The 22,120-nt window shown below is 65.7% G+C and carries 19 protein-coding genes and 2 pseudogenes; 15 read left to right on the top strand and 6 right to left on the bottom strand.

Features of this window, described 5'->3' with window-relative positions; genetic code table 11:
• The first annotated feature begins 120 nt into the window (after positions 1-120).
• The 10 genes and pseudogenes from ABD742_RS13080 to ABD742_RS13035 form a co-directional block, all read left to right on the top strand.
• Positions 121-1,068, top strand: a complete 948-nt coding sequence (locus ABD742_RS13080; RefSeq protein ID WP_234750489.1) for an NAD(P)H-dependent flavin oxidoreductase — start codon at positions 121-123, stop codon at positions 1,066-1,068.
• A gap of 2 nt (positions 1,069-1,070) precedes the next feature.
• Complete coding sequence (locus ABD742_RS13075) at positions 1,071-2,276, top strand: acetyl-CoA C-acetyltransferase (RefSeq protein ID WP_234750490.1); 1,206 nt, start codon at positions 1,071-1,073, stop codon at positions 2,274-2,276.
• A 37-nt stretch (positions 2,277-2,313) separates the two neighbouring features.
• Complete coding sequence (locus ABD742_RS13070; RefSeq protein WP_234750491.1) at positions 2,314-4,497, top strand: 3-hydroxyacyl-CoA dehydrogenase NAD-binding domain-containing protein; 2,184 nt, start codon at positions 2,314-2,316, stop codon at positions 4,495-4,497.
• Complete coding sequence (locus ABD742_RS13065) at positions 4,494-6,092, top strand: acyl-CoA carboxylase subunit beta (protein ID WP_234750492.1); 1,599 nt, start codon at positions 4,494-4,496, stop codon at positions 6,090-6,092. The genes ABD742_RS13070 and ABD742_RS13065 overlap by 4 nt, the downstream gene beginning before the upstream one ends.
• Positions 6,093-6,099: 7 nt before the next feature.
• Positions 6,100-7,575, top strand: a pseudogene (locus ABD742_RS24370) (biotin carboxylase N-terminal domain-containing protein).
• Positions 7,576-7,910: 335 nt separating this feature from the next.
• Positions 7,911-8,126, top strand: a complete 216-nt coding sequence (locus tag ABD742_RS24365) for an acyl-CoA carboxylase biotin carboxyl carrier protein subunit (RefSeq protein ID WP_425547596.1) — start codon at positions 7,911-7,913, stop codon at positions 8,124-8,126.
• Positions 8,119-8,883: an enoyl-CoA hydratase/isomerase family protein gene (locus ABD742_RS13050; protein WP_184741777.1), complete on the top strand. Its 765-nt coding sequence runs from the start codon at positions 8,119-8,121 to the stop codon at positions 8,881-8,883. The genes ABD742_RS24365 and ABD742_RS13050 overlap by 8 nt, the downstream gene beginning before the upstream one ends.
• Positions 8,880-10,703, top strand: a complete 1,824-nt coding sequence (locus ABD742_RS13045; RefSeq protein WP_234750494.1) for an acyclic terpene utilization AtuA family protein — start codon at positions 8,880-8,882, stop codon at positions 10,701-10,703. The genes ABD742_RS13050 and ABD742_RS13045 overlap by 4 nt, the downstream gene beginning before the upstream one ends.
• A complete protein-coding gene (locus tag ABD742_RS13040) occupies positions 10,700-10,909 on the top strand; it encodes a hypothetical protein (RefSeq protein WP_234750495.1) in 210 nt (69 codons plus the stop codon). The genes ABD742_RS13045 and ABD742_RS13040 overlap by 4 nt, the downstream gene beginning before the upstream one ends.
• Positions 10,906-11,190: pseudogene (locus ABD742_RS13035) on the top strand (DMT family transporter); the annotation flags it as partial. The gene ABD742_RS13040 and the pseudogene ABD742_RS13035, both read left to right, overlap by 4 nt.
• Here the strand turns inward: ABD742_RS13035 and ABD742_RS13030 are convergent.
• Positions 11,154-11,465, bottom strand: coding sequence for a hypothetical protein (locus ABD742_RS13030; protein WP_234750496.1), 312 nt, complete (start codon positions 11,463-11,465; stop codon positions 11,154-11,156). The pseudogene ABD742_RS13035 and the gene ABD742_RS13030 overlap by 37 nt on opposite strands.
• The gene (locus ABD742_RS13025; RefSeq protein WP_234750708.1) at positions 11,398-11,610 is read right to left on the bottom strand and encodes a hypothetical protein; all 213 of its coding nucleotides are present in this window, start codon (positions 11,608-11,610) and stop codon (positions 11,398-11,400) included. Before ABD742_RS13025 ends, ABD742_RS13030 begins: the two co-directional genes overlap by 68 nt.
• Positions 11,611-11,747: 137 nt before the next feature.
• Here ABD742_RS13025 and ABD742_RS13020 point away from each other — a divergent pair, with 137 nt between their 5' ends.
• From ABD742_RS13020 to ABD742_RS13000, 5 genes are all read left to right on the top strand, one after another.
• On the top strand, positions 11,748-12,617 hold the full coding sequence (locus ABD742_RS13020; protein ID WP_234750497.1) for an alpha/beta fold hydrolase: 870 nt from the start codon (positions 11,748-11,750) through the stop codon (positions 12,615-12,617).
• Positions 12,614-13,522 carry an SDR family oxidoreductase gene (locus ABD742_RS13015; RefSeq protein WP_344788145.1) on the top strand — a complete coding sequence of 303 codons (909 nt, stop codon included), beginning with the start codon at positions 12,614-12,616 and terminating at the stop codon, positions 13,520-13,522. The genes ABD742_RS13020 and ABD742_RS13015 overlap by 4 nt, the downstream gene beginning before the upstream one ends.
• A 147-nt stretch (positions 13,523-13,669) precedes the next feature.
• Positions 13,670-15,214 (top strand): acyl-CoA synthetase, encoded by a 1,545-nt coding sequence (locus ABD742_RS13010; protein ID WP_234750499.1) that lies wholly within the window; start codon positions 13,670-13,672, stop codon positions 15,212-15,214.
• A gap of 40 nt (positions 15,215-15,254) precedes the next feature.
• Entirely contained in the window at positions 15,255-15,977 is a 723-nt protein-coding gene (locus tag ABD742_RS13005; RefSeq protein ID WP_234750500.1) for an enoyl-CoA hydratase/isomerase family protein, read from the top strand.
• A gap of 237 nt (positions 15,978-16,214) precedes the next feature.
• Positions 16,215-17,267, top strand: a complete 1,053-nt coding sequence (locus ABD742_RS13000) for an MBL fold metallo-hydrolase (RefSeq protein WP_234750501.1) — start codon at positions 16,215-16,217, stop codon at positions 17,265-17,267.
• Between the two features lie 984 nt (positions 17,268-18,251).
• Here the strand turns inward: ABD742_RS13000 and ABD742_RS12995 are convergent.
• The 4 genes from ABD742_RS12995 to ABD742_RS12980 form a co-directional block, all read right to left on the bottom strand.
• Entirely contained in the window at positions 18,252-18,905 is a 654-nt protein-coding gene (locus tag ABD742_RS12995) for a YoaK family protein (protein ID WP_234750502.1), read from the bottom strand.
• Between the two features lie 376 nt (positions 18,906-19,281).
• Positions 19,282-19,776, bottom strand: a complete 495-nt coding sequence (locus tag ABD742_RS12990; protein WP_234750503.1) for a cupin domain-containing protein — start codon at positions 19,774-19,776, stop codon at positions 19,282-19,284.
• 202 nt (positions 19,777-19,978) lie between these two features.
• Entirely contained in the window at positions 19,979-20,761 is a 783-nt protein-coding gene (locus ABD742_RS12985; RefSeq protein ID WP_234750504.1) for a creatininase family protein, read from the bottom strand.
• Positions 20,758-22,107, bottom strand: a complete 1,350-nt coding sequence (locus tag ABD742_RS12980) for an FAD-binding oxidoreductase (protein WP_234750505.1) — start codon at positions 22,105-22,107, stop codon at positions 20,758-20,760. The genes ABD742_RS12985 and ABD742_RS12980 overlap by 4 nt, the downstream gene beginning before the upstream one ends.
• Between the last annotated feature and the right edge of the window lie 13 nt (positions 22,108-22,120).

Raw genomic sequence — 22,120 nt, 5'->3', positions numbered from 1 at the left:
ATCCGATTCTCGCTGGTTGGTTACTATAAATTCACTTAATCACAATTATGTTATATCGTAGCGATCGAAGACGGATACATCGAGCATCCGCGACAGCATCGACGACGATGAGGAGCACCTGTGAGTCTGCCACCGCCTTTGAAAGCGCGTCTCACCCTTCCCGTGATCGCCGCTCCTATGACCGCCGTCTCGGGATTCGAGCTTGTCGCCGCCTCGTGCGAAGCCGGTGTGATCGGTTCGTTCCCTGTGCACAACGCGCGGCGCGAAGGGACGTCCGGAAGTCTCGACGCCTGGCTCACCGCATTGGATCGCCGCCTCTCGGAGCGCGACGAGCCGGCGGCACCCTTCGCGCCGAACCTGATCATGCATCGATCCAACCACCATCGCGATGAGGAACTTGCGACGCTGGTCGCCCATCGTGTCCCGCTCGTGATCACCAGCGTCGGCTCGCCGGAAGCCGCCGTCGGGCCTCTGCACGACGCGGGCAGTCTGGTCTTCGCCGACGTCGCCACACTCGCGCACGTCGATCGCTGTCTGGACGCAGGTGTCGACGGCCTGGTCCTGTTGACAGCTGGTGCCGGCGGGCAGACCGGATGGATGAATCCCTTCGCCTTCGTACGGGCGGTGCGTGCGCGATTCGAGGGGACAATCGTGTTGGCCGGCGGGATCGGAGACGGCGCCGCCGTCCTCGCGGCACAGGCGCTCGGCGCGGACCTCGCCTACCTCGGCACCCGCTTCATCGCTGCGCAGGAGAGCCTCGCCGACGACGCCTATCGGGCGGCGCTGGTCTCCTCATCCTTGGACGACGTCGTCCTCTCGACAGCGGTCGGCGGGTTGCCGGCGAATCTGCTGCGCGAATGGATCGGACGCAACGTCGCAGACGTTGCGGAGGGCGACTACCGGCAGGACCGACTTCTCGGATGGAACGACGTCTGGAGTGCGGGGCACAGTGTCTCCTCGGTGCAGGAAGTGCTGCCCGTAAGGGAGCTGGTGGACCAACTGCTCCATGAATACGACCAGGCCCGCTCTGCGTGGCAATCACAGGCCGATGGGGCCGGGAAGGAATGACGATGGCGGAGGCATACATCTACGAGGCGATCCGCACTCCGCGGGGTCGCGGAAAACGCGGGTCGCTGCACAGCACGAAGCCGATCGACCTGGTCGTGGGGCTCATCGACGAGCTGCGTCGTCGGCTGCCCGACCTGGACATGGCAGCCGTGGACGATCTGGTGCTGGGAGTGGTCTCCGCAGTGGGCGATCAAGGCGGGGACATCGCCAAGGCCGCGGCGATCGCGGCCGGGCTGCCGGACACGGTGGGCGGGACCCAGCTCAACCGTTTCTGCGGATCGGGACTGGAAGCTGTCAACATCGCCGCGCAGAAAGTGCGTTCCGGCTGGGAGCAGCTCGTGTTCGCCGGTGGCGTCGAGTCGATGTCCCGGGTACCCCTGGGAACAGATGCAGGTCCTCTCTTCAACGACCCGACCACGACCTATGACGCGTACTTCGCGCCGCAGGGGATCGGAGCCGACCTGATCGCGACGATCGAGGGCTTCACCCGCGACGATGTCGACGCCTACGCGATCCGCTCCCAGCAGCGCGCCGAGGCGGCTTGGCGTGAGGGCAGGTTCGACCGTTCGGTTGTGCCCGTCTGCGACATCACAGGGAAGGTCCTGCTCGACACGGATGAGCACCGCCGCCCCGGCACGACAGCGGAGGCGCTGGCCGCCCTCAAGCCCGCGTTCGATGGGCTGGGACGAGCAGGTTTCGACGCCGCCGCGCTGCAGCGGTATGTGGATGTGGAGAGGATCACCCATGTGCACCACGGCGGGAATTCCTCGGGAATCGTCGACGGGGCGGCCCTCGTCGCGGTCGGCAGCGGGAGTGCGGGCGAGCGGTTCGGGCTGGCCCCGCGGGCACGGGTGGTCGCGACCGCTGTGAGCGGCGCAGACCCCACGATCATGCTGACCGGTCCCACGCCTGCCACGCGCAAGGTGCTGGAGGTCGCCGGACTCACGTGCGATGACATTGACCTGTTCGAGATCAATGAGGCCTTCGCGGCAGTTGTCCTGAAGTGGGTCAAGGACCTCAAACTCCCCTGGGACAAGGTGAACGTCAACGGCGGCGCCATCGCGATGGGCCATCCGCTGGGTGCGACCGGAGCGATGCTCGTGGGCACGGTCCTGGACGAATTGGAACGCCGCGACGCGAAGCGCGGACTGATCACCCTGTGCATCGGCGGCGGCATGGCTGTCGCCACGATTATCGAGCGGGTCTGACGGCCGTGCCGGTCAGCGGACAGAGAGGACGAAAACCATGAGCGAGAGCAGCACCATCACTTGGCAGCAAGGGGACGACGGCATCGTCGTTCTCACGCTCGACGATCCGTCATCGTCGGCGAACACGATGAACGAGGCGTACGTGGCCTCGATGGAGGTGAGCCTGGACCGGCTCTCCGCGGAGATCGACAGTGTCACAGGCATCATCCTGGCATCGGCGAAGAAGACCTTCTTCGCCGGCGGGAACCTTGAGGACATCCTCTCCTACACACCGGAGGACAACGAGCGGATAGCCCACGACTCCGACACGGTCAAGAGACAGCTGCGACGGCTTGAGACGCTGGGGCGCCCCGTTGTCTCCGTGATCGCAGGTGCCGCCCTGGGCGGCGGGCTCGAGATCGCCCTCGCCACCCACCGTCGGATCGTCGCGGACGTACGCGGCGCGGTGGTCGGTCTCCCCGAAGTGGGCCTGGGGCTGCTGCCGGGCGGCGGCGGCGTCGTTCGGACCGTGCGACTGTTCGGCGTCGTGCCGGCCGTGCGCGACGTGCTGCTGACCGGCAGGCGCTTCTCACCGCTGGAGGCGCTCGAGTTCGGTCTCGTCGACGAACTCGTGGCCGATTCTGAGGCGCTCCTTCCGGCAGCGCGCGCCTGGATCCTCGCAAACCCACACGCCGTGCAGCCTTGGGATGTCCCCGGCTACCGGGTGCCGGGCAGTGACCTTTTCTGGCCCGCTTCAGGAGGCGAACTGGGCATGCTCTCGGCGGCGCTGCGCAAGCAGACCAGGGGAGCACCGGCGCCCGCATCGCGGGCCATCGTCGCGGCGGCAGTCGAGGGCGCGCTGCTCGACATCGACACCGCGGGCGACATCGAGACGCGCTACTTCGTGAGCATCGCCAGCGGCCGGATAGCGAAGAACCTCATCCAGTCCACGTTCTTCGACCTGCAGGCGGTCAACGCGGGCGGGAGCCGCCCCGTGGGCATCCCGCAGCGGACAGCACAGCGCGTCGCGGTCCTCGGTGCCGGGATGATGGGAGCGGGCATCGCCTATGTCAGCGCGAAGGCGGGTATCGACGTCGTGCTCAAGGACATGACCCCTGAGGCGGCCGGGCGCGGCAAGCAGGTTGCTGAGAAGATCGTCGCAGGGCAAGTCGAGCGCGGACGCATCACCCGTGAGCGCGGCGATGAACTGCTCGCGCGGATCACGCCCACGGACGACGACGCAGATCTGGCCGGGGCGGACGTCGTCGTCGAGGCGGTGTTCGAGTCCGTCTCGGTAAAGCAGGGCGTGTTCCAAGCGGCTGAGGCAGTGGTGGCACCAGATGCCCTGCTCGCATCGAACACCTCGACACTGCCGATCACGTCTCTGGCTGAAGGCGTGTCGCGTCCGGCGGACTTCATCGGCATCCACTTCTTCTTGCCGGTGGACCGGATGCCCTTGGTGGAGATCATCGTGGGGGAGAAGACCGGGGACGAGGCGCTCGCCCGCGCCTTCGATTTCGCCCGCCAGCTCGGCAAGACCCCAATCGTGGTGGACGACAGCCGTGGCTTCTTCACGAGCCGGACGATCATCACATTTCTCAACGAGGCCGTTGCCGCCGTCGGCGAAGGCGTCGAGCCGCAGCGCGTCGAGCAGGCGGCGCTGCAGGCGGGCTATCCCGCCGGTCCGTTGCAGCTGATCGACGAGCTCACACTGACATTGCCGCAGAAGATCCGCAAGGAGGCGGAAGCAGCCGCCGCAGACGAGCGCGTAGCCACGGTAGAGCACGGCTCCGCAGCCGTCATCGACGAACTCGTCGACGTGCTCGGCCGCCCCGGTCGTGCCGGTGGCGGCGGGTTCTACGACTACGACGCCGACGGCCGGCGGCTCGGGCTCTGGCCAGGTTTGCGAGAGGCGTTCGGTTCCGGACGCACGGACATCGCGTTCGCCGACCTGCAGGAACGGATGCTGTTCGCCGAGGCGCTCGAGGCCGTGCACTGTCTCGACGAGGGTGTGCTGCGCTCCGTGCGGGATGCGAACATCGGCTCGCTCCTTGGTATCGGCTTTCCGTCATGGACCGGTGGCGTGCTGCAGTACATCAGCTCGTACGAGGGCGGCCCTGCCGGTTTCGTCGCCCGCGCCGACGAGCTCGCCGATCGCTATGGGGATCACCTGCGTCCGCCGGCCTCACTTCGTGAGCGTGCGGACCGTGGCGAAGCATACGCGGATGCGGACGTCGCATGAGCGTCATCGTCAGCCGCGTCGACACCGCGAGCGAAGAGTACCTCGCTAATCGCGAAGCGGGGCTCGCACTCATCGCCGACCTCGAAGCAGAGACCGCCAAGGTCGTGATGGGTGAGGGAGAGCGTTCCCTCGAACGCCATCGCGCTCGAGGTCGGCTCACCGTGCGCGAACGGATCGAGCTGCTGGTCGACGCGGACTCGGCCTTCCTCGAACTGTCCACGCTGGCCGGTTGGGGCACGGGGTTCACCGTCGGCGGCGTTATCGTCACCGGTGTCGGTGTCGTCTCAGGCGTCGAATGCATGATCATCGCCCACGAGCCGACGGTGCGCGGAGGGACCATGAATCCGTACACGCTGCGCAAGAACCTCCGGGCTCTCGAGATCGCGAGGGTCAACCGGCTTCCGGTGTTGTACCTCGTCGAGTCCGGCGGGGCGGACCTGCCCACCCAGGCTGATCTCTTCGTCCCCGCCGGCCGGATCTTCCACGAGCTGACCGCACTGTCCGCCGCCGGCATCCCCTCGGTCTCGCTCGTGTTCGGCAACTCGACGGCGGGGGGCGCGTACGTCCCCGGGATGAGTGACTACGCAGTGCTCGTCGATAAACAGGCCCAGGTATTCCTCGGTGGCCCTCCCTTGGTGAAGATGGCGACCGGCGAGGATGCGGACGGCGAAGAGCTGGGCGGCGCAGCCATGCACTCACGCACTTCCGGTGTGAGCGACTACTTCGCTGTGGACGAGCGGGACGCGATCCGCATCGGACGGCAGATCGTCTCCCGTCTGAATTGGCGCAAACATGGTCCGGATGCCCGGACCGTGCCGCGTCCGCCGCGCTACAGCGCGGAAGAGCTTTTGGGCATCATCTCCCGCGACCAGCGCGTGCCGTTCGATCCGCGCGAGGTGCTCGCCCGCATCGTTGACGACTCCGACTTCGACGAGTACAAGGAGCTCTACGGCACGAGCCTCGTCACGGGCTGGGCAAGCTTGCACGGCTACCCGATCGGTGTGCTCGCCAATCATCGCGGCGTCCTCTTCGGCGACGAGGCGAAGAAGGCGGCGGAGTTCATCCTGCTCGCCAACCAGACCCATACCCCGCTGATCTTCCTGCAGAACACCACCGGGTATATGGTCGGAACGGCATATGAGCAGGCCGGGATCATCAAGGACGGTGCGAAGATGATCAACGCCGTCACCAACAGCACGGTCCCGCACATCACCGTGAACATGGCGGCCTCATTCGGCGCAGGCAACTACGGCATGAGTGGTCGGGCCTTCGACCCGCGATTCCTGTTCAGCTGGCCGAACATGCGCCAGGCCGTCATGGGCGCCACGCAGCTAGCAGGCGTGCTCTCCATCGTCGGTCGCGGCTCCGCGGAGCGGGCGGGCCGTGCATTCGACGAGGACGCCGACGCCCAGCAGCGAGCGCAGATCGAACAGCAGATCGAGGCCGAATCGCAGTCGTACTTCATGTCCGGCCGTCTCTACGACGACGGCATCATCGACCCCCGCCAGACGAGAGACGCACTCGGCATCGCGCTCTCCGCTACCCACTCCGCAACTGTGGCCGGTCGGCCCGGCTTCGGCGTCTTCCGAATGTGAGCACGAAATGACACTGACCGACACCACCGCCCGGCAGCGCATCAGGACCCTCCTCGTCGCCAACCGCGGCGAGATCGCCGTACGCGTCATCCGCAGCGCTCGCGAGATGGGAATCGAGACCGTCGCGGTCTACTCGGACGCCGACGCCGATGCACTCTTCGTACGAGAAGCGGATCGCGCGGTGCATCTGCCGGGAGTCGCACCCGCGGACACCTACCTTCGAGGGGATCTGATCCTCGACGCGGCGCGGAGGACCGGCGCCGATGCCATCCACCCCGGGTACGGCTTCCTCTCTGAGAACGCCGAGTTTGCCGCGTCCGTCGGTGCCGCGGGAATCACCTTCGTCGGACCGACCCCGGATGCGATGTCAGCCATGGGATCGAAGATCCGGGCGAAGTCGCTGATGGAGGAATCCGGCGTCCCCGTCCTCCCCGGCGGAACGGTCACCAACAACTTCAACGACGAGGACCTGGCGTTGCTGGGCAAGCGCATCGGGTATCCGGTCCTCGTCAAGGCGTCGGCCGGGGGCGGGGGGCGTGGCATGCGGATCGTCGCGGACCCGTCGGATCTTGGCGAGGCTGTCGCCTCGGCGCGTCGCGAGGCAGGCTCCGCGTTTGGCGATGACACCGTCTTCCTGGAGCGGTATGTCACGGCCCCCGCCACATCGAAGTGCAGATCTTCGGCGATACCACGGGACGGGTGATCAGTCTCTTCGAGCGGGACTGTTCGATCCAGCGGCGCTACCAGAAGATCATCGAGGAGTCGCCATCGCCCGTGGTGACGCCGCAGCTGCGGGCCCGTCTCGGCGATGCAGCCATCGCAGCAGGCGAGGCCATCGGCTATGTCGGCGCCGGCACGGTCGAGTTCATCCTCGACCAGAGCGGCGACTTCTTCTTCCTCGAGGTGAACACGCGGCTCCAGGTGGAGCACCCGGTGACCGAATCGGTCACCGGGCTCGACCTAGTGCGGCTGCAGCTGCTGGTCGCCCAGGGCGAGGAGCTGCCGGAAGAGGCGCGGACGGCCTCAATGACCGGCCACGCCATCGAGGCGCGCCTTTACGCCGAAGACCCGGCCGCCGGATTCCTGCCCACCTCGGGAGTACTCCGCGAATTCTCACTCGGGGCCGGCGTCCGTGCCGACACCGGCTTCGCCGCCGGAGATGCGGTGAGCATCCACTACGATCCGATGCTGGCGAAGCTCATTGCCCACGCACCGACCAGGGCCGAGGCCGCTCTCGCCCTCGCGAGAGCTCTGCACACGAGCCGTATCCACGGCGTTGGTACCAATAGAGAGGTGCTCGTCGGGATTCTACGCGAATCCGAGTTCCTCGCCGGAATCACCGACACGGCGTATCTGGAACGCCACTCGGTGGGCGAGCTCGCCGTCGTCCCGAGCGGCGCAGAGCGGGATCTCGCCGCGGCCGGCGCAGTGCTGGCTCTACGGGCGCATCGCCGTTCCGAGGCGAAGGTCCAGCGCGCAGTGACCCCTGGTTTTCGCAACCTCCCCTCACAGCCGGCGCTCGTCCGATTCGGGGATGGCCGTGCGGAGCGGGACGTGCGATATCGGGTCACGGAGAAGATCGCGGAAATCTCGGTCGATGAGCTGTCGCTCGGCCGGATCTCGTTTTCGGTCGAGGGCATCGGCCCGGATGTCTACGCGGTAAATCTTGTGGTGAACGGGGTGCGCGAGAGCCTGCAGGTCGCGATCCACGGAACGCGGATCGATATCGACGGGCGTTTCGGGGGAGTCGAGCTGATAGAGCTCGGCCTGCTACCCGAACCGGGCACGCAGGCGGCCGCCGGTTCGCTCGCGGCACCGATGCCCGGTTCCGTGGTGCGTCTCGAGGTGTCGGCAGGGGAGCGGGTCGCAGCCGGGCAGATCGTGCTCGTCCTGGAAGCGATGAAGATGGAGCACGTCGTTCGCGCTCCCGTCGACGGTACGGTCTCTGGGATCCTCGTCGAACAGGGCCAGCAGGTGGACCTGGGTCAAATCCTCGCCGTGGTCGACGATGCCGGGGAGGATGGCGATGAGTGACGAGGTGCTGTACGAGCGCCGTGGCGCCGCCGCCTGGGTGACGATCAACCGTCCGGAGGCGCGCAACGCGCTCAATCGCGCTGTGCGGGAGCGGCTGTTCGCGGCAACCCGACGGTTCAACGAGGATCAGGATGCGGCCGTCATGGTCCTCACGGGAGCCGGCGACGCGGCGTTCTGCGCCGGCGGCGATTTGAAGGAGATGGCGGAGACGGAGCTCACCGTTCCGCCGCCGGACTTCGTTCCGCAGTTTCAGCGCAACATCCAGGTCGACAAGCCAATCATCGCCGCAGTCAACGGCGTCGCGTTCGCCGGGGGCTTCCTGCTGGTGCAGAACGCGGACTTGGTCATCGCATCCGAGCAGGCGCGCTTCGCCGTGACCGAGGTGAAGGTGGGGCGAGGCTCGCCGTGGTCGGCGCCGCTGCCCTGGTGGATACCGCCGAAGGTGGCGCTGGAACTCGTGCTGACCGGCGACGCCATCTCGGCCCAGCGCGCATACGAGATCGGCTTCGTGAATCATGTCGTGCCGGCCGCGGACCTGCACGATCGCGCCCAGGCGCTCGCCGACCGGATCGCCGCAAACGCGCCGCTGTCGGTGCGGGCGGCGAAGGCAGTCGTCTACGCCTCGCGCGAGCGGCACCTGTCCGATGCGCTCGACGAATCCGAGCGCATCTTCGCGTCTGTCTATCTCTCGGATGATGCACAGGAGGGGCCGCGGGCATTCCGCGAGAAGCGAACTCCCGAATGGAAAGGTCGATGATGATGTCCGATCAGGCGGGCCGGCCTCTCAGCGCCGTTCGAATCGGAAACGTGTCCGGCTTCTACGGCGACCGCCTCCGCGCGGCGGCGGACATGGTCTCCGGGGGCGATGTCGACATCATCACCGGCGACTACCTGGCAGAGCTGACGATGTATATCCTTCACAAGTCACGTCAGCGCGATCCGGATGGCGGCTATGCGACCACGTTCCTCACGCAGATGGAGCAGGTGCTCGGCACCTGCCTCGATCGTGGAATCCGGATCGTCGCCAACGCCGGAGGGCTGAACCCCGCGGGGTTGGCTACACGACTTGGCGCGCTATCCGAACGTCTCGGCCTGCATCCGCGCATCGCATTCGCGGACGGCGATGATGTGCTCGGCATCCTTCCCGAGCTGCAGCGCGCGGGACACGAAATCCGTCATCTCGACAATGGACGGCCACTCGCCGATCTGGAGGTCGAGCCCATCACAGCGAACGCCTATCTCGGGGCGTGGCCGATCGCCCGGGCGCTCCAGGCGGGCAGCGACGTCGTCGTGACCGGCCGGGTGACGGATGCTTCGCTCGTTGTGGGGCCTGCGGCATGGTGGCATGGCTGGGGCGAAGAGGACTGGGATCGTCTGGCCGGAGGGGTGATCGCGGGGCATCTCCTGGAATGCGGCACGCAGGTCACCGGGGGCAACTTCAGCTTCCTCGGTGACATCACCGACCGCCGCTATCCCGGATACCCGATCGCCGAGATCTCGGAAGATGGCTCGAGCGTAATCACCAAGCCGGTCGACACCGGCGGCCTCGTCTCCGTCGACACGGTGATCGCGCAACTGCTCTACGAGATCGGCGCCCCCGCATACGGAGGGCCGGATGTGACCACCTGGTTCGATACGGTCTCCGTCACACCTGTTGGGCCGAACCGTGTGCGGGTCGCAGGCGCGCGAGGCACGGCGCCGACCGGCCAGGTCAAGGTCGCGATCAACTACTCGGGCGGATATCGCAACACCATGACGCTCGCCCTGACCGCCCCCGACATCGAGCAGAAGGCGGCTCATGCCGAATCGCTGCTTTGGGAGAGGGTGGGCGGCAAGGAATCGTTCGACGCGGCGGAGGCGCTGCTCGTTCGCAGCGATCATCCCGATCCGGCGACGCAGGCGGACGCAACGTCGCACCTGGTGTTCACGGTGAAGGACACCGATCCCAAGAAGGTCGGACGTTCCTTCTCCAACGCCGTGCTCGAGCTCGTCCTGGGCAGCTATGCAGGTGTCTACGCAACGACACCGCCCTCCTCGGAGTCCGCATACGGCGTGTATTGGCCCGCGCTCATCCCCGCACTGGCGGTGACGCCGCGGCTGGTGCTGGATGACGGGAGTGTGGAGTTGATGCCCCTTCCTCGAGGAGACGCGGCGGCTGCGGCGGCCCCGCCCGTGCACCCAGCCGTGGTGCCGGCTCCGCCGGAAGCGGGCGAGGTCGTGATCGTGCCGCTGGGCGAGGTGGCGGGGACGCGCTCCGGAGACAAGGGCGGGAACGCCAACATCGGCGTGTGGACCCGCACGGACGCGGAATACGAGTGGCTGTACGGGTATCTGACCGCCGGGCGACTGCGCGAGCTGCTGCCGGAGATCGCGCAACTGGAGGTTCGCCGCTACGAACTGCCGAATGTGCGCGCGCTGAACTTCATCGTCGTGGGAATCCTCGGTGACGGGGTCGCATCCTCGACGAGAACGGATGCGCAGGCCAAGGGTCTCGGCGAGTTCCTCAGGTCACGACCCGTGCCGCTGCCGGCCGCCTTGTTGCGAGAGTCGACTGCGGAAGGAGATCTTGGCGAATGACCTCCTCGACCGCATTCCTCCACACACCGACGGTCCACGGGCGTGCACGACGGGAGCAGATCCTCGCGTCGGCGGCTGCGCTGATGGCAGAGCGGGGTTATCCCGCGGTGAGCCTGGTGGCCGGGCAGCTCGTCGAGCAACTCGCAGGCATGGGATCCGCCGCCAGGCGCGAAGGTCTCGGCCTGGGCGCGGAACGATCGGGATGAGGACGGGCATGGGCGCGTTGTTTCTCTCGGTCGCGATCGTCTGCGAGGTCGCGGCGACAATGATTCTCAGGCTCACGACGGGCGAGACCCCGAGATGGTGGGCGCTGCCCATCGCCGTCGTCGGATACGTGCTCGCCTTTGCCGCTCTGCAGCGCTGCCTGGACAGCGGATTCCCGCTCGGCATCGCCTACGCCATCTGGGGCGGTGTAGGAGTGATCGCCGTAGCTGCGCTCAGCTTCCTGCTCTACCGGGAGTCGATGACGCCGGTCCAGATCATTGGAATCGCGCTGGTGATCGTCGGCATCCTGTGCCTGGAACTGGGGAAAGCACCCGACGCCCACGCCGCGGCCTCGCCGGCCGCCGCCGCGGAACTCAGGGAGGGACTGGAGCCGTCAGCCGGTCGTTGACGGCTGTCAGCGATCTGCGCGCAGCAGGACCCCCTCATGCGCTCGACGATGCGTTCGTGGGCCGCCTCTGCCGCGGCGTACTTAGCGACGTTCGAGGCCTCGCCTGCGGGTTGCCCGTTGTGGTGCAGCCAGGCGGCCCTGCGGGTCATGAGAGTGGCGGGCTCCGTCTGGCGACGCGCCGGAGATGTCGCAGACGATCTGGAGCTCGACCATTCCAGCACCGCCCCAATCGGAGACGATGTCGGTGACGTGGCTGCTCAGCTCGCGCATCCCGTCGGTGTCGCAAAAATCCACAACAACTCATGAGAAGTGATTGTAAATTCACTTTAGTGCTCGGGCATAGACGAGCTCACATCGTGTTCTGTCCCAAAAACACCTGATTCTGTGCAAAAAACGTTGACATCGGGACGAACCATGGCCACGATGGACGCATGAGTTATGATGAATCTTCATTCACATCTACCCGAGATGCGTTGAAAGTCGCGACCTACCGCTGGAGGAGCGACGCGCCACGTGTCGTTGTGCAGATCGCGCACGGGCTCGCGGAGTACGCGACCCGCTACGACCGCCTTGCGAACGCCCTCACCGCAGCGGGCTTCGAAGTGTACGCGAACGACCACCGCGGTCACGGGTCCTCCGTCGGCGGCGATGTCTCCCTCGGCTCCTTCGGCGAGGCGGGGTGGAGTGCGCTGGTCGCCGACGTCGTCACCCTCGGCGAGTCCATCGCGGCACAGCATCCGAGCCTTCTAGTCTTCCTGCTCGGCCACTCGATGGGATCCTTCGCATCGCAGGAGCTGCTTCTGGACCGCTCGGATCTGTACGCCGGTGTGGTGCTCACCGGATCGACGTCACTCGATGCCCTCGCGGCCGGCCTCGCAGAAGCAGGCGACCTCGGCAATGATCTGACCTTCCTCAACTCGGGCTTCGAGGGCGACACCGGATACGAGTGGCTCTCCCGAGACGAGGCGGAGGTCGCGGCCTACGTCGCCGACCCGCGCTGCGGGTTCGACCTGGCGCCGGACACCATCCCGCAGCTCTTCGGCACGGCCCCGAGGCTGGCCGATCCGGAGCAGCTCGCCGGGATCCGGTCGGATCTGCCGGTGCTCATCGTGTCCGGAGACACAGACCCGCTCAGCGGCGGCGGTCAGCTCGTCGAGCTGCTGGGCGCGCGCTATCGGGACGCCGGAATGACCGACGTGACCGTTCGCCTGTTCCCTGAGGCGCGCCATGAGGTGTTCAACGAGACCAACCGTGACGAGATCACCGCCGACGTGGTCACATGGCTGAAGCGGCACGTGTGACTTACATCTCGCCGTTCGCGCCGGATGCACTCGCAGGGCGGAGCATTCTCATCACGGGAGGCGGCTCCGGCCTCGGCCTCGGGATGGCCCGCGCATTCGTCGCGCACGGCGCGCGTGTGCACCTCTGGGGTCGTCGCCCTGCAGTGCTGCGAGCGGCGGTCGACGAGCTCAATCGAGAACGTGCCGACGCGGCTCGCTTCGACGCCATCGACATCCGCGAGGACGTCGCTGTAGACGAGACGGTGGGGCGCATCTGGTCCGAGCACGGCCCTCTCACGAGTCTGGTCAACAATGCGGCAGGCAACTTCATCGCGCCGACCGAGTCGATCAGCATGAACGCGTTCGACGCGGTGACCGGCACGGTCATGCGTGGCTCTTTCGCCACGAGTCTAGCTGTCGGGCGGAGATGGATCGAGGAGGGTCGAGGTGGCGTGATCCTTTCCACCCTGACGAGCTGGGTGTGGACGGGATCGGCTTTCGTTGTGCCATCTGCCATGGCGAAGGCGGCCGTCAACGCCATGACCCTCTCCCTGGCGGTGGAATGGGCAGGCCACGGCATCCGGGTCAACGCTCTGGCACCGGGTCCGATCCGGACGGCCTTCGCCTGGGAGGCGCTTAGTCCGACGGCCGCCGCCTCTGTGGGCGCTACACAGGCAGATGGAGTGCCGCAAGGCAGGCTGGGCACTTCCGAGGAACTCGCCGCGCTCGCCGTCTTTCTGCTGTCCGATGCCTGCGACTACCTCACCGGTGAGACGATCGCCGTCGACGGTGGTCAGCGACTCGCGGGCCCAGCGACCTTCGCGGGCCTATCCAGACTGAGCGCCGGCGACTGGGCCGAGGCGAGGGAGCGGTCGCTTGCGGTCACCGCGGAGAGCAAGGCGCAGCGCGCGGAAGGGCTCGGATGAGCACGGACCGATCCTCGGACGACGAACCCGTGCTCTTGCCGACGCCGTCCTAGCTTCCTGGACGGGCGATGACCCGCAGGCAGTCAGCACTGACTTGATAATTCAGAGGTCGGCTCGACCGACCATCGTCTCGAAGAGGAGAACGAAATGTATCCCGGAGCCCACGCCGCCCTGACCCCGGACAAGCCCGCGTTCATCTTGGTCGAAAGCGGTGAGACACTCACCTACCAACAACTGGAGGATCGCTCCGCACGTCTGGCGCAGGTACTCTTCGCCGCCGGCCTGCGGCCGGGCGATACGGTCGCCATGCTCGCGCACAACTCGCCGCTGTACTACGAGGTGTACTGGGCCGCGATGCGCAGCGGGCTCTACATGACGCCCGTCAACGCGCAGCTCTCCTCCACGGAGATCGCCTACATCGTGAACGACTGCGACGCGAAGGCATTCGTCGTGGCCGCGGACTTCGCGGCAGTCATCGCCGAGGTCCTTCCGCTGATCCAAGTACGGCTGCTGCTCGCCTCCGGTGGGGCGATCGACGGTTTCGACGACCTCGAAGAGGCCCTAGCCGCAGCACCCGAAGGCCCGCTCGATCACGAACCTCGTGGACGCGAGATGGTCTACTCCTCAGGCACGACCGGTCTTCCCAAGGGCGTTCAGGCGCCGCTGCCGCCGTATCTCGCCAGCGAGGGCTCCGACCCGCTGCTCGGAGTCTTCGGACCGATCTTCGGCTGGGACTCGGATTCGATCTACCTCAACCCCGCGCCTCTGTATCACGGCGCACCGCTGCGTTTCGGAGGCATGATCCACTCCGTCGGCGGCACGGTCGTCTCATTGCGCAAGTTCGACGCGGAGACGGCGTTGCAGACGATCGAGAGGTACGCCGTCACCCATAGCCAATGGGTGCCGACGATGTTCGTGCGACTTCTGAAGCTGCCGGCCGAGGTCCGTGCGAAGTACGATCTGTCCTCGCACCGGGTCGCGGTGCACGCGGCGGCGCCCTGCGCCGTGGAGGTCAAAGCAGGCATCATCGAGTGGTGGGGGCCGATCCTGTTCGAGTATTATTCCTCGACGGAGGCCATCGGCATCACCTTCACCGACTCCGCGACCTGGGCCGCTCATCCCGGCACCGTGGGCAAGGCCGGGCTGGGAATCCTGCACATCTGCGACGACGAGGGCAACGAGCTCGACGCCTTCGAGGACGGAATCGTCTACTTCGAACGCGACGTCATGCCCTTCGCCTATCACAACGCCCCGGACAAGACGCGAGCCGCGCAGCATCCGGCAAACGAGAACTGGTCCTCGGTCGGCGATATTGGCCACGTCGACGACGAAGGCTTCCTTTTCCTCACCGACAGGGTGTCCTTCATGATCATCGCGGGTGGCGTGAACATCTACCCGCAGGAGGTGGAGAACGCCCTCGCGCTGCACGACGCCGTATTCGACATCGCCGTCATCGGGGTGCCGGACGCGGAGATGGGACAGCGCGTGCACGGCGTCGTGCAGCTGGAGCCTGACCATGCGGCATCCCCCGAGCTGGAGCGCGAACTGATCGAGTTCCTGCGCGCAAGAATCGCCCACTACAAAGTGCCCCGGAGAATCGATTTCTGGGACACGCTTCCTCGTAACGCCATGGGCAAGATGCTCAAACGGGAGGTCCTGGCCACCTACATCAAGCGAACGGTAGCTGAATGACACCCAACATCCATACGGATCTGACGTTTCCGGCGTCGACATGATCGATATATCCGAGCAGGACGGCATTGCGACGGTCCGCATCAGCCACGGCAAGGTCAATGCGTTGGATCTCGAGCTGGCCCGAGGTCTGCGCGACGCGTTCGAGTCGTTCTCGTCGTATCGCGCCGTAGTCCTTACCGGCAACGGACGCGCCTTCTCCGCAGGCGCCGATCTGCGGCGTCTGCTCGACGAGGGCGAGCCGTATGCGGTCGAGTTCCTTACCGCGCTCGAAGAGCTGTACGCCACAGCCTTCGCCTGTCGGATGCCTGTCGTTGCCGCCATCGAGGGGCATGCGATCGCCGGCGGTTGCGTGCTCGCAGCCACCGCCGATGTCCGCCTCATGTCGGGTGGAACGATCGGGCTGCCGGAGCTGGTCGTCGGGGTTCCGTTCCCTGTCGTGACAGTGGAGATCATGAGGCATGTCCTCGGGCACCGGCTCGCCTCCGTCGTCTACGGCGCCAAAGCATACGCGCCGGACGACGCGCTGCGCGCGGGCCTCATTGACGAGGTGGTCGCTGCGGATCTGCTTCTCGCCTCGGCGCGAGAACGCGCCGAGGCCCTCGCTGCATCGCCGCCATCGACGTTCACCCGTGTGAAGGGGAGCCTGCGCGCACCTGCCGCTGAACGTATCGGCGCCGCGCGCGGCGAGGGCGCGCTGATGGCGAGATTGTGGACTCTCCCCGAGGTCAGCGCGGCCCTGTCGCGCGTGCTGGCCCGCTGATCTCCAAGTGCGCGGCCGGGCCGATCGCGCAGCACGCAGACGCGCGGGAAGGGACGGCCGGCCATGCGGACGAACACCTCGGGCGGCCGCTGCTTCCAAGGACTGCAAGGTTCCGGCCTAGAATCCGGAGCCATCTGGGACTATGTGCCCTATGCCAGAATGAACGGACGGAATCCGGAATCCGGATGAGGTCCGTCCGCACCCCACCCGTATTCTTGCCGTCCTTGAGAGGAACTGATGAATCTGCCGCCGATTATCATCACCGGCCTCGCCCAGAAAGAAGCGTGGCAGAACAAGGTGGTGCCGCCCGTGGAGCAGCTCGGCAAGGATGTGTGGTCCATCCCGGTCCCGTTCCCCGACAATCCCATGCGCTACACCCTGAGCTATTTGCTCCTGGGGGACGGTGACGTGGTCCTGATCGATCCGGGCTGGGACAGTGATGCGGGCCTCGACCAATTGGCCGCCGGTCTGCGGCATGCGGGCGTGGGCCTGACCGACCTGACGGGCATTGTGGTCACCCATTTCCACTCGGACCATCTGGGCATGGCCGCCCGGCTGCGCACGGCATCGGGGGCGTGGGTCGCCCTGGGCGATAAGGAAGTGCGCCGGCTCACCGCCTCTGCTGACGCTGACCTTGTCCTGCACAACGACCGTGAGGAACTGACGTTATGGGGCGTGCCGGGGGACAGGCTCGCCGAGGCGGCCCTGGACCGCCTCGGCCTCATCCATCTGCGGAACCTCGCCGATCCGGACCTGCGGCTCGCCGACGGCAGCCTGGTGCCCGCTAAGGGGCTCGACCTGCGGGTGGTCACCACTCCCGGGCATTCACCGGGGCATATCTGCCTGGTCGATGAGCCGCACGGCCTGATTTTCAGCGGGGACCATGTTCTGCCGCGCATCTCGCCGCACATAGCGCTGGAGCTGCCCGGACCGGCAAACCCGCTGGCGAACTACTACGAATCCCTGGACCTGATCGCTTTCGAGGATGCGATGGAGGTCTGCCCAGCGCATGAGTACCGCTTTATCGGTATGCAGCGGCGGGTCGCACAGCTAATAGAACACAACCGCGAACGCTCCGCCGAGGTCCTTCGGGTGCTGGAAACGCACCGGCCCGAAACCATTTGGGATATTGCCCGCCACCTGACGTGGTCCCGCGGCTGGGAGTCCCTGCAGGCCTTCTCGCTGCGCCTGGCCGTCTCCGAAACAGCCAGCCACGTGGTGTATCTCGGCTCACAGGGCCATGATATCGACGTGCCGGTCACAGAACCCCGGCCGGCCGTCTCTCGGTGACGGCACCCCTGCCGGTCCAGCACCTCGTCGGGGTGGACAGGTCCGTGGCCAGGGTTCATCCGTCCATCGACGGCAACACACCACGGCCTGGAGACTGATGGTCCTGATGCTTTGGATCAAACGGTTTGCAGCGCAGCGCCATCCTGATCGAGAAGCATCTGATTCGACGGTAGGTCCGGTGGAGGGGGTCGCAGGCAGATGGGACGGAATTCCCGCTGAGCAGTCGGCGGGGGAGTTCGAAAGCCAAAATCGGGGTGTGCACAGTGTGCACATTCTCGCCGTCGGACTGGGCCGTACCGGGGTCGGACGGCGCCGTGCTCGGCATGTTTTCTGGACTTCCCTGCGTTTCCGGGGCCTGGAATGCGGTTCGAGTCCCACCTCGGGCACAGTGTTTTCCCACCTCAGGGGCCCTTTTGGGCCTCTGAGTGTGCACACAAAACCTCGTTTTGTGTGCACACGAAGCCTAGAATTCTTGCCAAGGCCAGCATTTGGGAGCGAAAAAAATCTGACGGATCGACTTCGTTCACGGTCCGCTGGCGCAACCCCGAGACGCGTAAGCAAGAAGGAATCACCTTCTCCACGGCGTCCGAAGCAAAGACCCTCAAGCGGCTGCTCGATGCAAACCACCAGTCCTTTGAAATCGCCCAGCACGCGATGGTCAAGAGCCAAACCAAAGCGCCAACCGTCGCCGCCGTTATCCAAGAACATATTGACCTTTTGGGGCGACCTTCTGTCGGTACGGCTGTGATACTGCGGTACCGAAAGGACAATCCTTGTCGGGGCGTGCAGCTCCGTCTGGTGAGAAGGCCGGGAACGATGCAAGGTTCCCGACTCACGCCGAGCTCCGGTTGATTCTTGAGGGCATGGGGGAGCGGTACGAGGCGTTTACAGAATTCTTGGTGATGACTGGAACCCGGTTTGGCGAGGCGGCCACGCCGGCAAGGACGTAGGCCCGGATCATGTTCATTTCCCGCTCCAGGAGTGTCAGTCCGTTTGGGCACCGCTAGATCGCCCATTCCACCTGAGGTGTCCAGTGACAGTCATCCCTATCGTGAGGCAGCTTGCCGCGGCCAAGGCCAGGCCCAGATGCACATGCTGTAGTGCCGCTCCCGTCAAGGCTCCGGCGAGGATGGCAGTTACTGCGGCGAGCCTTCGATTCCACACTCGACCCTTTGGCCGGCCGACCAATGACTCCCCCGCGAAAGAGACCAGGGTCGCAGTGACCACGACCGTCGTCATGTCACGCACGGCGAGCCTCCGCGCAACGCAGGCCTGGAGTCCCATCTCGAAGGCCATGGCCGTCGCGAATACGTTCTTCTGCATAGGGCTGAGTTGCCCGTCGAACAGCCAGGCGGCCGCACTTATTGTCATGAGTATGAGGCTGGAAGCCCCCAGAATGGCTGACACCCGCCAAGTCCATCGGAGTTCGGGACCGCGCAGAACCCACCCGGCACCCGCAGCCCCTGCGCTGAAGCCTGCCAAAGCGATCAGCGGGCCGAATAGAGGTAGGCCCGAGCTCCCGGCCAAAGCCATGCCGATGATGACGATGTTTCCGGTCATATTGCCGACGAAGACCTTGTCAAGGCCAAGGTAGCCGACAGCGTCTCCGACGCCCGTCGCAAATGTCAGGACGATCATCAGCCAAATTTTGAGAGCCTCACGATCGGCGTTATTGGAGGAGTTTTTCGAAGTCTGAAGAACAGACAATATGTTCAGCCTTTCGGGACGGCGATTAATCTACCTCCGCCAGGTGGAAGAGGCCGCTGGGGTCAGGGACTCGCCCTCAACAGGTAGCGGGTGGGGTTCTGATAGAGGATGATGGCGGCGTAGCGGGTGGCGAAGGTCGCAGATTCGCTCCTTGAGTCGGACGAAATCCGGGAGCCCGTTCAGTGGCGGTTTGGCTGGCAGCATCCACGCGCGCGACCAACGGCGGGACCTGCTGCCCACGATCAATTCGGGTCGGGTTTCAGATTCATCGCGGTGAGATCTTCGGCTTGCCTAGCCCGACCCTGGCTCAGACATGTCGTTGTCCATGAAGCGGGTCGGCGACCACTTTGCCGATTGGGGCGAGTCCGACGAAGATCGCGGCCTTGTCCGGTTCCTCAAAGTCAACCGTTCGCCCCGATGTGACAAGGTCTTCGAAGCCTTTCTTCATGGACCCCATGTCGTTTGCCATTATTGTCACCGCATACAGTCGCTCAGTCTCTGAAGTGTTGCGGATGTGATGTACGGATCCGCTTGGAAGTATTAGCACGTCTCCCGACTTGATGGAGACCGTGTGCTCGTCGCTTACGGCTTCGCCTTCACCGTTGAGGATGATGAAGATTTCAACGGAATCCGGATGGGAATTGGCCGGCTGCACGCCCCGTGGTTCCCAGATTTCAAAGAAGGCGCTTGTCGGAGAGCCGTCGGACGGCCCGGTTAGCGGTACGAGCTTGACGGTGTCGCCTGGAGAAATCGCGTGTGCGATCAGGTCGTTTAGGTGTTTGAGGATTGGCGCATCGGCCATGGGGTCCTCCTTCAGGTCATCGAGTGCGTTCTGCAAGCACCGCGTCGGGTTCGGTGGTGAAGCCAGAGCACTGCCACATGCGCAGATCGTGGCATTAAAGGCAGCAGGGGTTGATGTGGTAGCTGCTTCATCGAGGAGCGATGCTCATTTCACGGCGCAGTTGGTCCGCTGGCCGACGGCCGGAAGGTCACAGAAGAATTGATCATGCGTCGTCCCCGGCCGGCCGGAAACGAGAGATTTCATCCAGCGCCGCGGCGGCTTGGGCGACCGCTGCCTCGAAGAGGGCAGCGCCGTCGGCTGCGTTGGCCCACCTCGGATCCCCCACCACCCCAATGGGACCGAAGTCGTTGGAGAGCCAGCCAAAGCTGACCGGTTTGGAATGGAATCCAATGTATTGAGAGTTGGCAATGTGGGCGGGTACATTCCGCTCCGCGAGCGACGTGTCCACCAGGTCGGGGCGGATGTGCATGATGAGCGAGGTTTCGGAGTGGCCGCCGTGGATGCCGAGCCCGCACTCTTCCTCTGGCGGCTCCACGCCGTCGGCCGATGCCCGGACTCCCATTAGAAAGGTGTTGAGGCCGAAGCGGCGGCGGATCTCCCGCAAGGCCACCTGCAAGAGCGCCACATTGCCGCCGTGCCCGTTCAGGAACACCAGCGTCCTGGCCGGGGTGGAGGCCACGGACCGGCCGATGTCGATCACGGTCTTCATCATCGCGTCCCAGCTGAGCCACACGGTTCCCGGTGCCCAGGCGTGTTCGTCCGATTTGGTGTAGGCCAGGGTCGGCAATATCCAGACGTCGACGCCGGCGGCAGCCGCGCGCTCTACGGCAGCGTTGCCCACCGAGTCGGCCAGGAGATAATCGGTTATCAGGGGCAGGTGCGGGCCGTGGTGTTCGATCGCGCCCGTGGGCACCACGATCACTGACGATGGTGAGAGGATCGAAGCGGCGGCGGGGCCGGAAAGTTCTGCGAGATTGCGAGTCATCGCTGGGCCTTAACCGACATGAGGCCGTGCGGCTGTTCTTCGTCGTTGATGAGCTTCCCGGGGTTGAGGAGCCGGAAGGGGTCGGTCACGGCGGCGAGATCCTTGGTTCTCTGGACCTCGAAATCGACGAACCATTGGTGCGGGTTGTGGACGCGCACCCCCAGGTTCTTGAGCCGCTCCAGGCCGGCCTCCACTTCGGCCTTGCTTTCGTAGCGCCCGGCGAGCTGGCCGATCGGGTAGTCGCGTTGTGCCTCGATGTGGAGCATTCCGCCGGGGTACACGGCGTGGACCTCGTCGATGCGTTCAATCAGGGCATCGCCTGCCACTTCGACGTGGAAATAGGTGTCAGGGTGCGCCTTCTGTAACCACTCGATCGGATGATTGTAGGAGATCATGCTGAGTTTGATGACCGCCTGAGGGCCTCCCCGGACGTCTTCCACGTGCCCGCCCGCCTGTTCGACGAGGGCGGTGGCAGCGGGCAGGGCGGCCACGTCCAGGATGGCGCGCAGGCTGGCCCGGCCAGCCGGGATGGCCGCATCGACGGGCAGCGCGGCGGCGAGCATCGGCAGGTCCGCCGAGACGAGGCGCGGGGTCGGTGCGACCTGCCCGAGCTCGCGGATGATGGAAAGCGCCCCCTCGAAGGCCGGGAAGCTCGCGTAGAACGCGCGCCATTCGCGCAGCGGTTCGAGTTTTACGGTGGCGCGGGCGATGATGCCGGCGGTGCCGTAGTTGTGAAGGTAGCTTTGGGCTTCTGGGCCCTCGACGTGGATTAGCTCGGGATTGGGGACGGCGTGAACGACGTCCAGCGCGATCACGAAGTCCCCCTGGGCTATGACACCATGCTCGATGGAGCCGGTGCCTCCGGACCCGCCGGAGAGGAAGCCGCCGATGGTGCTTTGGGCGGTGGACGGGTACATGAGCAATTCCTGGCCGGCGGCGCGGGCTGCTGTTTCCAGCTGGATCATGGTGGCCCCGGCTTCGGCCGTGACATAGCCATCCCCGACGTCGAGAATGCCCTTCGCTCGCGATACGTCGAGGACGAGCCCGCCTGGCATCGGAATTGCCTGGCCGTAGTTTCCCGTGCCCTTGCCCCGCGGGGTAATGGAGACACCGTGGCGCACCGCCGCCCCCACTGCCTGGACGATCTCATCGGCCGTAGCCGGGAAGGCGACAAGGTCCGCGAGGCCGAGCGGAAGCTGCTCCATGATGACAGGTGAGAGCTTGGCTCCGTCGATCGAGGCCTTCTCACGCATCGCAAGGTCGGTGGTGACCCCGCGCTCGCCCAGAATGCCGCGCAGCTCCCCGGCCAGCGCGTCGATCGTTGTTTGAGGGTAGGTGTAGTTCATGATTGCCACTTTC

The organism is Arthrobacter ramosus (assembly GCF_039535095.1).
GTDB classification, from domain to species: Bacteria; Actinomycetota; Actinomycetes; order Actinomycetales; family Micrococcaceae; genus Arthrobacter; species Arthrobacter ramosus.
This window is presented reverse-complemented; position numbering and strand designations above follow the sequence as displayed.

What these genes read in the sequence shown, in the direction of transcription:
- ABD742_RS13030 (WP_234750496.1), bottom strand. Translation starts at nt 11,465, where the DNA reads ATGACCCGCAGGGCCGCCTGGCTGCACCACAACGGGCAACCCGCAGGC.
- ABD742_RS13070 (WP_234750491.1), top strand. Translation starts at nt 2,314, where the DNA reads ATGAGCGAGAGCAGCACCATCACTTGGCAGCAAGGGGACGACGGCATC.
- ABD742_RS24365 (WP_425547596.1), top strand. Translation starts at nt 7,911, where the DNA reads ATGCCCGGTTCCGTGGTGCGTCTCGAGGTGTCGGCAGGGGAGCGGGTC.
- ABD742_RS13005 (WP_234750500.1), top strand. Translation starts at nt 15,255, where the DNA reads ATGATCGATATATCCGAGCAGGACGGCATTGCGACGGTCCGCATCAGC.
- ABD742_RS13065 (WP_234750492.1), top strand. Translation starts at nt 4,494, where the DNA reads ATGAGCGTCATCGTCAGCCGCGTCGACACCGCGAGCGAAGAGTACCTC.
- ABD742_RS13010 (WP_234750499.1), top strand. Translation starts at nt 13,670, where the DNA reads ATGTATCCCGGAGCCCACGCCGCCCTGACCCCGGACAAGCCCGCGTTC.
- ABD742_RS13000 (WP_234750501.1), top strand. Translation starts at nt 16,215, where the DNA reads ATGAATCTGCCGCCGATTATCATCACCGGCCTCGCCCAGAAAGAAGCG.
- ABD742_RS13075 (WP_234750490.1), top strand. Translation starts at nt 1,071, where the DNA reads ATGGCGGAGGCATACATCTACGAGGCGATCCGCACTCCGCGGGGTCGC.
- ABD742_RS13040 (WP_234750495.1), top strand. Translation starts at nt 10,700, where the DNA reads ATGACCTCCTCGACCGCATTCCTCCACACACCGACGGTCCACGGGCGT.
- ABD742_RS13050 (WP_184741777.1), top strand. Translation starts at nt 8,119, where the DNA reads ATGAGTGACGAGGTGCTGTACGAGCGCCGTGGCGCCGCCGCCTGGGTG.
- ABD742_RS13045 (WP_234750494.1), top strand. Translation starts at nt 8,880, where the DNA reads ATGATGATGTCCGATCAGGCGGGCCGGCCTCTCAGCGCCGTTCGAATC.
- ABD742_RS12980 (WP_234750505.1), bottom strand. Translation starts at nt 22,107, where the DNA reads ATGAACTACACCTACCCTCAAACAACGATCGACGCGCTGGCCGGGGAG.
- ABD742_RS13020 (WP_234750497.1), top strand. Translation starts at nt 11,748, where the DNA reads ATGAGTTATGATGAATCTTCATTCACATCTACCCGAGATGCGTTGAAA.
- ABD742_RS12990 (WP_234750503.1), bottom strand. Translation starts at nt 19,776, where the DNA reads ATGGCCGATGCGCCAATCCTCAAACACCTAAACGACCTGATCGCACAC.
- ABD742_RS12995 (WP_234750502.1), bottom strand. Translation starts at nt 18,905, where the DNA reads ATGATCGTCCTGACATTTGCGACGGGCGTCGGAGACGCTGTCGGCTAC.
- ABD742_RS12985 (WP_234750504.1), bottom strand. Translation starts at nt 20,761, where the DNA reads ATGACTCGCAATCTCGCAGAACTTTCCGGCCCCGCCGCCGCTTCGATC.